Raw genomic sequence first — 13,604 nt, forward strand, 5'->3', positions numbered from 1 at the left:
ATCATTCTACACTAGTTGAAAGGATTATAAAACGGATTTTATCCAATCTTCCGCAGATGCGAGCGCCTCTTCCAATTTCTCAGGCTGCTTTCCGCCGGCCTGCGCCATGTCCGGACGGCCTCCGCCTCCGCCTCCGCAGACTTCTGCCGCTTGTTTGACCATTTTGCCGGCGTGAAGGCCTTTTTCGATCAGATCTTTTGTTACGCCCGCTGACAGGTTGACTTTGTCATTTTGCACGGCGCCGAGAATGATGACCGCAGAACCGAGCTTCGCCTTCAGGTCATCCACCATTGTGCGAAGGTGGTTCATGTCTTTCGCGTTTACTTTTTCAGCCAGCACTTTTACGCCGCCGATGTCTTTTACTTTAGACAAAATGGCTCCGGCTTCCACATTGCCGAGTTTGCTGAGCAATGATTCATTTTCTCTTTGCGCTTCTTTCAGTTCCGCTTGAAGAGACTGGATTCGCTTCGGCACGTCTTTTACGTTTGATTTCAGCTCGTCCGCAGCGTGCTGCAGGAGGCTGAGCTGGCTGTTCATTTCCTGATAAGCGCCTTTTCCTGTCACGGCTTCAATTCTTCGCGTACCTGCGCCGATCCCTGATTCGGATACGATTTTAAACAGGCCGATTTCAGCCGTATTCGTGACATGGCATCCGCCGCAAAGCTCCAGGCTGTAATCGCCGACTTGTACGACGCGTACAATATCGCCATATTTCTCGCCGAACAGGGCCATTGCGCCCATTTCTTTTGCTTCATTGATCGGTTTCAGATCAATCGCTACCGGAATGCTCTCCCAGATTTTTTCGTTGACGATTCCTTCAATGCGTTCAAGTTCTTCTTTCGTTACTTGACCGAAGTGAGAGAAGTCAAAACGCAGACGGTTTTCGGTAACGAGTGAGCCGGCTTGGTTGACATGTGTGCCGAGTACGTCTTTCAGCGCCTGATGCAGAAGGTGGGTTGCCGTATGGTTTTTCACCACGCCGCTTCTCATTTGGTCCTCCACTTCAGCCGTGACGCTTGCGCCTTTTTGAAGCGTGCCGCTATCCACTGTGCCTTCGTGTACATGCTGGCCGTTCGGAGCTTTTTTCACGTCTTTAATGGTTACGAGAGCCTGTGCGCTTCTCAGCACTCCTCTGTCACCGATCTGTCCGCCGCTTTCAGCATAGAAAGGCGTTTCATCAAGAAGAATCTGAACGGTATCCCCTTCATGCGCCTCGCTGATTAATTGACCGTCATGAAGAAGCTCAATCACCTTCGCTTCAGTTTTTACGGAACTGTAGCCGACAAACGTGCTTTCTGCAGTAATGTCGCGCAATGCGCCGCCCTGCACCTGCATGCTTCCTACATCTTGACGCGCATTTCTCGCCCGTTCACGCTGTTTTTCCATTTCGGCTTCAAAGCCTTTATGATCAACCTTCATTTGCTCATCTTCCGCGTATTCCTCTGTCAATTCAACCGGGAATCCGTACGTATCGTACAGTTTGAATACGTCTTTTCCGGAGATGATGCCGCTGCCTTTTTCCTTTTCTTTCTTTATCACGTCAGATAAAATGGCAAGGCCTTCGTTCAATGTTTCATGGAAACGCTCTTCCTCCGTTTTGATGACTTTGGCGATAAACTCTTGCTTTTCTTTCACCTCCGGATAGAAAGCGTCCATAATTCCTGCAACAGTCGGTACCAGTTCGTACATAAACGGACGGCTGATACCGATTGTTTTCGCGTATCGTACAGCCCGGCGAAGGAGGCGTCTCAGAACATACCCGCGCCCTTCGTTTGACGGCAGAGCTCCGTCGCTTACCGCAAATGCGACCGTTCTGATATGATCGGCAATTACTTTAAAGGCTGTGTCCTTCACTGCATCCTTTCCGTAAGCATCTCCGGAAATACGCTCTGCCGCTTCAATAATCGGCATAAACAAATCAGTGTCAAAGTTTGTCGGAACGTCTTGAATAACGGAGACCATCCGTTCAAGCCCCATGCCCGTATCAATGTTTTTCTTCGGAAGCGGTGTGTACGTGCCGTCCGGATTGTGGTTGAACTCTGAAAATACCAGGTTCCACACTTCAAGATAACGATCATTTTCGCCGCCCGGATACAATTCAGAATCTGACGGGTCATTGCCGTATTTCTCGCCGCGGTCATAGAAAATTTCCGTATTCGGTCCGCTCGGGCCTTCGCCGATGTCCCAGAAGTTCCCTTCCAGACGGATGATTCTTTCTTCCGAAACGCCGATTTTTTCCGCCCATAGCGTATAAGCTTCTTCATCCTCAGGATGAACCGTTACAGACAGCAGCTCCGGATCAAAGCCGATCCACTTTTCGCTCGTTAAAAATTCCCATGCCCACGTGATGGCTTCTTCTTTAAAATAATCGCCGATGGAAAAGTTTCCGAGCATCTCAAAGAACGTATGGTGGCGCGCCGTTTTTCCCACATTTTCAATATCATTTGTACGGATTGATTTTTGCGCGTTCACAATTCTCGGATTCTCCGGCACAACGCGGCCGTCAAAGTATTTTTTCAGCGTCGCAACGCCGCTGTTGATCCACAATAAAGACGGATCTTCATGCGGAACCAATGAGGCGCTCGGTTCAACGGCATGGCCTTTTTCTTTAAAAAAATCTAAAAACATTTGACGCACTTCAGCAGAAGTTAAGTGTTTCATCTATATTCCTCCTTATCACTACCCGAAATTCTCTTTCGCGACAGCAAAAAAGCCCTCTCCCTATGCAAACCATGCGTTCACACAGGGACGAGAGCTGTCTCGCGGTACCACCCTGATTACAGGCCGAAAAAGGCCCGTCACCTTTCATCCCGTAACGCAGGACTGCGGCAGCCTTTAACTGCACTCAGGATTAGCTTCGGCCGATCTTCAGCTGAAGCTCCTTTCAGCGTATCGGAGCTTCTCTCTTAAACAGGGCTTCGGCGTACTCATATCCGTCACTCGAGATTCGTATGTATTCTACTCGAAATTATAGACAAGCAGAACCCGAATGTCAATGTTCCGTCCTGATCCGCAAAAAGTGAATGGCCGTCACTTTTAATACAGCTGCTGCAGGAACAGCGAGAATCATGCCGGGAATGCCCGCAAGCTCTCCTCCGGCAAGAAGTGCAAGCATAATCACGACGGGATGCATTCTGAGACTGCGCCCGACAATAAGCGGGCTCAAAATGTTTCCTTCTATAAATTGAAGAATAAAAATCGTGACGATTACGATGATCACAACCTTGGAAGAAATCGCCAGCGAAAGGAGCAGCGCCGGCACAGCGCCGATAAACGGACCGAAATACGGGATGACATTCGTAATCCCGATGGCAAGGCCCAAAATCAGCGGGTAAGGAATCCCGAACAGCCAAAATGAAACGCCGGCTATTAACCCGAGCAAAAAACAAACGAGAAGCTGCCCGCGGATATAATCACCGAGAGAGTCGTCCACATCCCGCAGAAATTCACTCCCCCTTTTCCTCCAAGACTTCGGTGTCAAATACCAGACCGTCTTTTTCATGACGTCTATATCCTTCACCATATAGAAAACGAGAAAAGGAATCGTCGCCGCAATCAGGATATAATCAAGCACGAAACGGATGCTTCTGATCGTGCTCTCAATCGTGCCGGCAAGAAACGTTTCTGTCTGCTGAATCATTTTATCCATCCGATGGTGCATGCCGTCAGGCCAATGATCTGTATGATTATGCAGATGTCTCAGCAAGCTGTTGTAGTTTTCGGCAAGACCGGGAATGCTCTCAGACAGATCCTGCAGCTGTTCAATTAAAACAGGAACCCCTTTATAAGCCCCCCAGCCGATTCCGCCGAAAAACAGGCAATAAATCAGAAGCAGGCTTAAAGTTCTAGGCATTCCTTTCTTATGAAGCCATTCAGTAATCGGAAGCAAAAGATAAGCAATAAATACTGCAATGAATATAGGAATAAAGAGAGATTTTATAACAAGCCATATGGGTGACCATAACATATCGAGCATACAAAAGACATACACTGTTAACAAAACGAGCAGACATACAGCCGTCCACATTAAGAGCTGCAGCGGTTTTTGAAGCATGATGTTTCACCTCTTGCTTTATCTTTTGACAGAAAGCCGGAATTATTCCCGTTTCCTAAAGTCAGCCTTATGTCGCAGACCTCATGGCGGAATTAATTATCTGAAATTACAAAAAAGTTTGAATATATTTTCCGGAAATTTGTATAATCATCGTAACGTTAAAGAAATTTCCATAACTGTTAGTCAATATGACGCATGTTTTTCTAAGGAGGATGACCATGATCTCATTTCAGGATGTAAATAAGCACTACGGACAGTTCCACGTGCTGAAGAACATTAATCTGCACATTAAAAAAGGGGAAGTTCTCGTTGTCATCGGACCATCAGGATCGGGAAAAAGCACGCTTCTCCGCTGCATTAATCAGCTGGAAACAGTTGATGGAGGCGTTTTAACGGTAAACGGCGCCTCCATCCATGACAAAAAAACGGATATGAATAAAGTCCGCCGCAATATCGGCATGGTGTTTCAGCATTTTCATCTGTATCCGCATAAAACCGTTCTGCAAAACATTATGCTCGCGCCGATCAAAGTGCTCAAGCAATCAAAAGAAGAAGCAAAAGAAACGGCCTTATATTACCTCAAAAAAGTCGGCATACCCGACAAAGCGGACGCTTACCCTTCACAGCTTTCAGGCGGCCAGCAGCAGCGCGTCGCCATCGCCAGAGGGCTTGCGATGAAGCCCGAGGTGATGCTGTTTGATGAACCGACATCCGCGCTTGATCCGGAAATGATCGGAGAAGTGCTGGATGTCATGAAAACACTCGCAAAGGAAGGAATGACCATGGTAGTCGTCACACATGAAATGGGATTCGCCAAAGAAGTGGCTGACCGCATCGTGTTTATCGACAGCGGTTCCATCTTAGAGGAAGCTGCACCGGCTAAGTTTTACGAAAGCCCGCGTGAAGAGAGGGCGCGTTTATTCTTAAGCCGTATTTTAAATCACTGAAAAGAAACGGGGGAACGCTTATGTCACGCGTAACAAAATGGTTATCTTTCGGATTGATCTCACTGCTGGCCGTCTTGATGCTGGCCGCCTGCGGAGGGAAAGAAACGTCCGGGGATTCAAAGGGCACGGGAAAAGACACGTTAGCTTCTATTAAAGACAGAGACAAAATCATCTTCGGCGTTAAAACCGATACGAGATTATTCGGACTGAAAAACCCAAGCTCCGGGGATATCGAAGGGTTTGATATTGATATCGCCAAACAGATTGCAAAAGATATTCTGGGAGATGAGAAAAAAGCGGAGTTTAAAGAAGTGACGTCAAAAACGAGAATTCCGATGCTGCAAAACGGCGATATCGACGCCATCACGGCCACGATGACGATAACGGATGAGCGGAAAAAAGAAGTTGATTTCTCAGACGTTTATTTTGAAGCCGGGCAGTCCCTGCTCGTCAAAAAAGGAAGCCGCATCAAAAGCACCGAAGACCTTGGAAAAGGCTCAAAAGTATTGGCGGTAAAAGGCTCCACTTCCTCACAGAACATCAGGGAAAAAGCGCCTGACGCCTCAGTGCTGGAATTTGAAAATTACGCCGAAGCGTTCACTGCGCTTAAAGCGGGACAGGGAGATGCGCTCACAACGGATAATGCGATTTTATACGGCATGGCGGATGAAAATAAACAATATCAGCTGACAGGCGGCACATTCACCGATGAACCTTACGGAATCGCCGTTAAAAAAGGCCAATCCGGGCTCGTCAAAGAAATCAACGCCTCTTTGAAAAAAATGAAAGCCGACGGCAGGTACGGAAAAATCTATAAAAAATGGATTAAAGAAGAACCGGCAAAATAGAATCGACCGCGGGATGAGCAGACATGCTCATCCCCGTTTTATAAGGAGTGAAAAACATGAACTTTACAATCTTAACGGAAAACTTCGATATGTACCTGGACGGTTTTCTGCACACACTGCTTGCGAGCTTCATCGCGCTGGCCGGCAGCTTCGCTCTTGGCGTTCTGATCGCAGTCATGAGAATCACGACGTTCAAACCGCTCCAATGGATCGGCACTGCGTATGTGGAATTTATCCGGAACATCCCGCTTCTCCTCATCACATTCGTTTTTTATTTCGGACTTCCGAACGCCGGATTGAGACTGGACGGCTTTCAGGCGGGAACGATCGCGCTTACGATTTACACGTCCGCCTTTATCGCAGAAGCCATCAGAGCCGGAATTCAGACTGTCTCCAAGGGACAGATGGAAGCGGCCAGATCGTCAGGCTTCACCTACAGTCAGGCAATGAGATACGTGATTCTCCCTCAGGCTGTTAAAATCGTGATTCCCCCGCTGGGAAACCAATTTCTCAACCTTGTCAAAAACTCATCAATTCTCGGCGTGGTGGCGGGACTGGATTTGATGTATCAGGCCGATCTCGTTTCTTCAAGCACTCTCGTCGTGTTTGATGTTTATATCTTTGTGGCGCTTTTTTATTTGATTTTAACGATACCGCTCAGCATCGGGGTTCACTATTTGGAAAGACGCCTCGGAAAAAGTTATTAAAGAAGGAGAGTGAACAACATGGATTTTAGCGGCGCCTATACACCTGACCATCTGCTGTTTTTATGGAACGGCTTTTTGATCACGCTTTATGTTGCGCTTATTTCCATTGTCCTGAGTTTTATTTTCGGGCTTGCCGCCGGCACTTTGCGCTATGCGAAAATCCCTGCCGTCTCTGGCATAATAGCCGCCATTGTCGAAACCATCCGCAACCTGCCGCTGTTATTAATCATTTTCTTTACGTTTTTTGCCCTTCCGGAAATCGGCATCAAACTGGAAATTACCGCAGCCGCCATCACAGCGCTGACGATTTTTGAATCAGCCATGCTGTCAGAAATCATCAGAAGCGGTTTGCAATCCGTTGAGAAAGGCCAGATTGAAGCGGCGCGTTCTTCAGGACTGACCTACACGCAGACTCTTTTTCTCGTTGTCATGCCGCAGGCGCTCAGGCGTATGGTCCCTCCGATTGTGAGCCAATTTATTTCTTTATTAAAGGATACGTCACTTGCGGTGGTCATCGCTCTGCCCGAGCTGATTCATAATGCGCAGATTTTAAACGGACAAAGCGCTGACGGGGGTTATTTTTTTCCGGTTTTTCTGCTGGCGGCCCTGATGTATTTTGCGGTCAATTACAGCTTATCTCTTCTAGCCCGGCGGCTGGAAGCGAGACAAACGTAAAAAGGATACTTCCGAAGAAGTATCCTTTTTTCTGCTTAGAACATTTTCATAACTCGTCTTCTCATCCGTTTCATACCTTTTTTATTCAGCATATCGGACTGAGAAGCCATACGATACATAACGGCTCCAGCTCCTAAAGCCAATAGAGAGGTCATTGTTCTGCCCATCGCGCGTATCTCCTTTCAACATTAAAAATTGATACTGCGTTCGTCTTCAGAAAACAAATCATCAAGACTGCTTAACGTGCCGTCTTCCTCTACTTGATGTGTCGCAATTTTGCCTTTGGCCACCGTCAGCTCTATGAAGCAGCCCCAGCAATAGTATTGGTTTACGCCGATTTTGCCGATATCTTTACTTTTGCAGTTCGGACATACAAGCACAGACTACACCTCTTATCCGTTCAGGACGATGCCGTCTTTCCCCGCTTCAATAAGCGTATCGGCAGCGCGCCGCACTTGGCGTCTGCCTGCCAGATCTGAAAAGAAGCCGTCCGAGAGTTCATATGCTACGATTATGCCCTTGTCCAAACAAAAGTATACATCTTCCAGCAAACCGAACATTTCACCATCAGGCGATTTCACCGGCTGCATCTTAATCTGTTCAAAGGTGAAACAGCTCTTCGGCAAAGGCTGCAAGTGAGTTCCGGCGGCAGCTACGGCTTCTTGTTCCATCTCTTTTATATCACTGGCTGCTAAAAAAAGATGGCGGTTGTGAAACAGGCGTTTCTGCTCAAGCACGAAACCGAGAAACCGGCCGTCAAGAGAGAAACACACATCCGATATCATCCCCAGACTGCGCCGGGTGTGTTCGTCATATACGATTCGTCCTTCAGCTGCATGGCATGTTCTCAAAGTGTGATCAACCACCTTTTGTTGAACACGTATAGGTTTTGCCAAGAAACCGGGCGCCATACTTTGAAATGACTTCCACAGGCGAAAACCCGGCGCATGAACATACGCCGGGTTTTATTTACGCTTTTTCTTCCATAAAGTCAAAAGGCGTGATGCCTTCCATTCCGATATTTGCATCGTATACACTGAACGGCAGCTCTTTTTGCAGGGCGGCCAGTTCTGCATCCATCTCTTCAGTCTGCTCTGTGAGCCTGTTTTTAAGTGACGTCTGTCTGACGGTGGCATCATTGTTTTTGACGCCCCATTCAAGCGCTTCTTCTTCTCCGCAAAGAATCAGAAATTTTTTGGCTCTTGTAATCGCGGTATAAAGGAGATTTCTCCTGAGCATTCGATAATAGCCTTTAACGACAGGCAGGACGACAATCGGAAATTCGCTGCCCTGCGACTTATGAATAGAACAGCAGTAAGCATGGGTAAACTGGCTGAAATCCTTTTTCGTAAAGGTGATTTCGTTCCCGTCAAACGAGACGACGACCATGTCTTCTTTTTCCGTATTTTCTTTGGCATAAAAGATAGACACGATTTCGCCGATATCTCCGTTAAACACATTGTTTTCCGGCTGGTTGACAAGCTGTAATATTTTATCGCCCGTCCTGTAGACGACATCTCCGAATTTCAGCTCCCGCCTTTTTTCTTTCGGCGGATTCATAATGTCTTGAAGAAGCACGTTCAGTTCGTTAATTCCCGCTTTTCCCCTGTACATCGGCGCGAGCACTTGAATGTCTTTGGAAGTATATCCCTTTTTTAGCGCATTCGAGACGACTTGATCCACGACTTCTTTAATTTGTGAAGAATTACAGCGGATAAACGAGCGGTCCTTTGTCGGCGCGGTCAGCCCTTTGGGAAGCAGTCCCTTTTTCATATCATGCGCAAGTTCAACGATGGATGACCCTTCAGCCTGACGGTAAATATCTGTCAGACGCACGGTCGGCAGCACCTCAGAAGCCAAAAGGTCTCTCAGCACCTGCCCGGGACCTACGGAAGGAAGCTGGTCTTCATCACCGACGACGATAAGCTGAATGTGCTTAGGGAGCGCCTTAAACAAATGGCTGGCGAGCCAAATATCGAGCATACTCGCTTCGTCTATAATAATCAGTTTCCCTTCAATCGGCTGATCTTCATTGTAGGTAAAGCCTTCAGCGCCATTCCAGCCGAGCAGCCTGTGAATCGTAACAGCCGGCAGACCCGTTGATTCGCTCATTCGCTTTGCGGCTCTTCCGGTCGGCGCGGCAAGCAGCACCGGAAATGCTTCATCTTTTTTATAATCACCAGGGTCAAGCGATACTCCGTGCAGTTCACTGTACAATTCCACGATGCCTTTGATAACGGTCGTTTTTCCCGTGCCCGGTCCCCCGGTCAGTAAAAGCATCGGCGAGGACAGCGCTTTTTGAATCGCATCCTTTTGACTCGGAGCGTATTGAACGTTCATCCGTTCTTCCAGTTCACCGAGCGCAAGAAGAAATTCCGATTCAGGAAACTGATCGGCATACTCCGTCTGGGCCGCAATGTCGAGCACGCGTTTTGCGACGTTTTGTTCCGCGTAAAACAAGGACGGAAAATAGCAGCGTTCTCCTTCTATGACGATGTCCTTACTCTCCCCGAGGGCGATGATGCCGTCAGCCGCATCCATTTCCGTGACGCGGCCGCCTTCAGCTGACTGATTCAGAAGCGTTTGCGTATTGATAATCAGCTGCTTTGTCTCTATGTACGTATGGCCTTCTGAAAGACAGGTTGATTCGATCGTATATAAGATAGCCGCTTTGACCCGCTCCGGGTGGTTTCCTGACAGCCCCATTTTCCCGCCCAGCTCGTCGGCTTTCACAAAACCGATGCCTTCCACGTCTTTTACAAGCTGATAAGGATTTTCCTGAATTTTCTCCAAGGTTTCCGTTTCGTAAGCCTGATAAATTTTCATGGAAAGCTGAGGTCCGAAACCGTATTGGTTCAGAGAAATCATAATCTGTTCAAGCCCCTGATGCCGCTGCAGCTCTCCCGCCAGTTTGTCCGCTTTCTTTTTCGACATTTTCGGCACATCATAAAGCACCGATGCATCAGCCAGAATTTTATTGAGCGCGCCGTCTCCAAGCTTTTTGACGATTTCTTCCGCCGTTTTTTTCCCGATTCCTTCAAACAGATCACTTGATAAATAGTGAATGATCCCTTCTTTTGTGGTCGGAATTTCTTTTTTAAAGTGTTCAGCCTGAAATTGCAGGCCGAACTTGGGGTGTGTGGCGGTTTTTCCGTAAAATGTGTAAGTCTCATCTTCTTGCAGCAGAGGGAAGTAGCCCGTTACGGATACGACCTTGTCTTCGATCGCCTCAGACGTTTCTGCAACCTTGACTTTCAGCACTGTATACAGGTTGGTGTCATTGTGGTAAATGACCGTATGAATGACGCCTTTTACATACGGCTGTTCCTCGATGTTCAGCTGATCCACGAGCCTTCCCTCCTTTTGTTATGATTGAGTGATAAGCTGTTTCGCATGAAGTGCGAGCATATGATCAGGCTGTATGCCGATTGCGCCTTCAAGCATCTCAAGCGCCTTTTCACGATTTTCTTTGTAAGCGTAAGCGACCCCGGCATTATAAAATGCGTCTGCATGGCTTGGGTCCTGTTCAATCACCGTCTCAAACTGCGCCAATGCTTGATCCAGCATTTCTTCGTTTGCGAGACACATTCCGAACTGGAAGCGCGCTTCCGTGTCATTTTCGTTTAATTCAACGGCCCGCTGCAAATACGGCAGCGCAAGCTTCGGCTGCTCTAATTTGACGAGAACGGTGCCGAGCATATAAAACAAGTCTCCGTTTTCCATTCCGGAGCGAAGCGCTTTTTCAAACATATCCTTCGCCTCGGAAAACGATTCCTTCATCACGTATACATTTCCCGCTCCGTAATAAGCGGCTGCCGCTGAATTGTCCAATTCAAGCGCTCTGTTGTAAAATGCAAGCGCGCGTTCAAGTTCGTTCACTGAAGAAAGCAGATTTGCGAAGTTGATGTACGGCACCGGATCTTGGCCGTTTTCCTCAATCGCTTTCGTAAAAGCCTCTGCCGCTTTTTCAAAATCGCCCTCCTGCATGGCATCAATTCCGATTTTATTATAATCCATTTTTAACTTCCTTTCGCTAAAAAACCCCAACATGCGAGTTGAGGTTTTTTACATGTGTTATACGTACCACAATTTTGTTCCGTCTTTATAAACGTCATCTATCGTTCCGCCGCCGAGGCACTCTTCTCCGTCATAAAAAACAACGGCTTGTCCCGGCGTTACGGCGCGGACCTGCCCGTCGAAAATGATTTCCGCTTCATCGGCACCCGTCATTTTCACCGTTACTTTGTGATCTTCCTGACGATAGCGGAATTTCGCCGTGCATGTCATTTCGCCGCCGTCCATCAGACCGGGACGCGTCCAGCTGATATTTGTCGCCGTGATTTTATCGGAATACAGAAGCGGATTGTGGAATCCCTGATCGACATACAGAATGTTTTTCTCGAGATCTTTACCGACTGCGAACCACGGCTCGCCGCTTCCGCCGATTCCAAGACCGTGGCGCTGTCCGATCGTATAATACATCAGTCCGTCATGACGCCCTTTTACTTCTCCGTCCATTGTCATCATATCGCCCGGCTGAGCAGGGAGATATTGGCTGAGAAACGTTTTGAAGTTGCGTTCGCCGATAAAGCAGATTCCCGTGCTGTCTTTTTTCGCAGCTGTCGCAAGTTCCGCTTCTTTGGCGATTTCCCGCACGCGGCTTTTCTGCAGATCACCGATCGGGAACATGACTTTGCTGAGCTGTTCCTGATTGAGCTGATTCAGAAAATAAGTCTGGTCCTTGTTTTCATCCAGACCGCGAAGCATGCGCACTGTACCTGCGCTTCTGTCCACGCGGGCGTAATGGCCCGTCGCAAGGTAATCCGCGCCGAGTGATAAAGCATGATCCAAGAAAGCCTTAAACTTAATTTCTTTATTGCACATGACATCCGGATTAGGGGTTCTTCCGGCTTTATATTCATCAAGGAAATACTGAAATACCTTTTCCCAATATTGCTTTTCAAAATTGACGGCATAATACGGAATTCCGATTTGGTTGCAGACCCGGATGACGTCTTCATAATCTTCAGTCGCCGTGCAAAAACCGTTTTCGTCCGTATCATCCCAGTTTTTCATAAAAATTCCGATTACATCGTAGCCCTGCTCCTTCAGCAGAAGGGCCGCCACAGAAGAGTCCACTCCGCCGGACATGCCGACTACGACTCTTGTATTCTCCGGCCGTTTTTCCATTTGCATTCACTCCATTAAAAACGTAAGTCCGCCGTTTTAAGCAAGCCGTTTAACGACGTCGGCAAGCTTTTCGGCAGCTGTTTCGATTTGTTCCGCCGTATTGCCGAGGCCGAAGCTGAGACGGATTGACGAGGTCAGTCTGCCGCTTTCACTTCCGAACATGGCCGTAAGCACATGGGACGGAAGAACGGATCCCGCCGTACACGCGGATCCGCTGGAGACAGCAACGCCCTCCATGTCAAGATTGACCAGCAGCGCTTCCACCGGCACACCGGGAAAGTAAAGATTTAAAATATGAGGCAGGCAGTTCTCGGCATCTCCGTTCACCTCCGCTGTCACGCCGGCTTTTTCCAGCGTGCTCATGATGATGTTTTTAAACTCCTTAAACTTCGCTGTTTTCTCTTCCCGCTCACGGTTTGAAAGAACGACCGCTTCTTTTAAGCCGGCGATGCCCGGTACATTTTCCGTCCCCGCGCGGCGCTTTCGTTCCTGCTCTCCCCCGAAAAGAATCGGTGACAGCTTCACCTCTTGATTTACATATAAAAAGCCTGTCCCTTTTGGCCCGTTAAGCTTGTGACCGGAAACAGACAGCATGTCAATTCTGCTTTTTTTCACGTCAATCGGCATATAACCGAATGCCTGGACGGCATCTGTGTGAAAATAGGCCTGATGCCCGCTTAACAGCTCTCCGATTTCGTCAATCGGCTGAATGGTTCCGACTTCGTTATTGCCATACATGACGGTAACAAGGATTGTATCATCACGGAGCGCTTCTTTCACCTGATTTGCACTGATCCGTCCTGATGGGCCGGGGTTGAGGTATGTCACCTCAAAACCGTCTTCTTCCAGCTTTTCGCAAGCGTGCAGTACGGCATGATGCTCAACAGCGGTCGTAATGATATGCTTCCCTTCATTCTTCCGCGCAGCAGCCGTTCCGAAAATCGCTAAATTATCAGCCTCCGTGCCGCCGCTTGTGAAAATGATTTCCTGTTCTTTCGCACTGATTTCACGGGCGATGTCCGCTCTCGCTTCGTCGACCCATTTCCGGGACTCTCTTCCGAATGAATGGATGCTTGACGGGTTGCCGAAGCTGCCGAAGAAATGCGGCTTCATTTTTTCAAGCACACGCTCATCCATCGGGGAAGTCGCGGCGTGATCTAAATAAATCCGTTCCATTGTTTTT

Annotated in this window: 13 protein-coding genes; 4 read left to right on the forward strand and 9 right to left on the reverse strand. The window is 48.1% G+C overall.

Translation table 11 applies throughout. From position 1 onward, the window contains the following. Window positions 1-24 precede the first annotated feature (24 nt). Entirely contained in the window at window positions 25-2,661 is a 2,637-nt protein-coding gene (gene alaS / locus AADZ70_RS08320; RefSeq protein WP_342007977.1) for an alanine--tRNA ligase, read from the reverse strand. Between the two features lie 331 nt (window positions 2,662-2,992). Then, window positions 2,993-4,054, reverse strand: coding sequence for an AI-2E family transporter (locus AADZ70_RS08325; protein WP_342007978.1), 1,062 nt, complete (start codon window positions 4,052-4,054; stop codon window positions 2,993-2,995). 218 nt (window positions 4,055-4,272) lie between these two features. Here AADZ70_RS08325 and AADZ70_RS08330 point away from each other — a divergent pair, with 218 nt between their 5' ends. From AADZ70_RS08330 to AADZ70_RS08345, 4 genes are read left to right on the forward strand one after another with little or no spacing between them, the layout of a single operon-like run. Further along, entirely contained in the window at window positions 4,273-5,001 is a 729-nt protein-coding gene (locus AADZ70_RS08330; protein ID WP_342007979.1) for an amino acid ABC transporter ATP-binding protein, read from the forward strand. 20 nt (window positions 5,002-5,021) lie between these two features. Beyond that, window positions 5,022-5,849, forward strand: coding sequence for a transporter substrate-binding domain-containing protein (locus AADZ70_RS08335; RefSeq protein ID WP_095241562.1), 828 nt, complete (start codon window positions 5,022-5,024; stop codon window positions 5,847-5,849). A gap of 56 nt (window positions 5,850-5,905) precedes the next feature. After that, entirely contained in the window at window positions 5,906-6,556 is a 651-nt protein-coding gene (locus AADZ70_RS08340; RefSeq protein ID WP_045926793.1) for an amino acid ABC transporter permease, read from the forward strand. Window positions 6,557-6,574: 18 nt separating this feature from the next. Then, window positions 6,575-7,231 (forward strand): amino acid ABC transporter permease, encoded by a 657-nt coding sequence (locus tag AADZ70_RS08345; protein WP_016938827.1) that lies wholly within the window; start codon window positions 6,575-6,577, stop codon window positions 7,229-7,231. Window positions 7,232-7,266: 35 nt separating this feature from the next. Here the strand turns inward: AADZ70_RS08345 and AADZ70_RS08350 are convergent, their stop codons facing one another. The 7 genes from AADZ70_RS08350 to AADZ70_RS08380 all read right to left on the reverse strand — a co-directional run bounded on the left by AADZ70_RS08350 (window position 7,267) and on the right by AADZ70_RS08380 (window position 13,597). Then, entirely contained in the window at window positions 7,267-7,398 is a 132-nt protein-coding gene (locus AADZ70_RS08350) for a YrzQ family protein (RefSeq protein WP_003152741.1), read from the reverse strand. A 21-nt stretch (window positions 7,399-7,419) separates the two neighbouring features. Continuing rightward, window positions 7,420-7,611: a hypothetical protein gene (locus AADZ70_RS08355; protein WP_003152738.1), complete on the reverse strand. Its 192-nt coding sequence runs from the start codon at window positions 7,609-7,611 to the stop codon at window positions 7,420-7,422. 12 nt (window positions 7,612-7,623) lie between these two features. Continuing rightward, a complete protein-coding gene (locus AADZ70_RS08360) occupies window positions 7,624-8,082 on the reverse strand; it encodes a hypothetical protein (protein ID WP_264818885.1) in 459 nt (152 codons plus the stop codon). Between the two features lie 118 nt (window positions 8,083-8,200). Next, complete coding sequence (locus tag AADZ70_RS08365) at window positions 8,201-10,579, reverse strand: ATP-dependent RecD-like DNA helicase (RefSeq protein WP_049627096.1); 2,379 nt, start codon at window positions 10,577-10,579, stop codon at window positions 8,201-8,203. Between the two features lie 18 nt (window positions 10,580-10,597). Further along, window positions 10,598-11,218 (reverse strand): tetratricopeptide repeat protein, encoded by a 621-nt coding sequence (locus AADZ70_RS08370; RefSeq protein WP_099744802.1) that lies wholly within the window; start codon window positions 11,216-11,218, stop codon window positions 10,598-10,600. 87 nt (window positions 11,219-11,305) lie between these two features. Continuing rightward, on the reverse strand, window positions 11,306-12,421 hold the full coding sequence (gene mnmA, locus AADZ70_RS08375; RefSeq protein WP_016938823.1) for a tRNA 2-thiouridine(34) synthase MnmA: 1,116 nt from the start codon (window positions 12,419-12,421) through the stop codon (window positions 11,306-11,308). 36 nt (window positions 12,422-12,457) lie between these two features. Beyond that, entirely contained in the window at window positions 12,458-13,597 is a 1,140-nt protein-coding gene (locus AADZ70_RS08380; RefSeq protein WP_016938822.1) for a cysteine desulfurase family protein, read from the reverse strand. Window positions 13,598-13,604: the final 7 nt, after the last annotated feature.

This window comes from Bacillus sp. YBsi01 (assembly GCF_038406745.1).
GTDB classification, from domain to species: Bacteria; Bacillota; Bacilli; order Bacillales; family Bacillaceae; genus Bacillus; species Bacillus siamensis.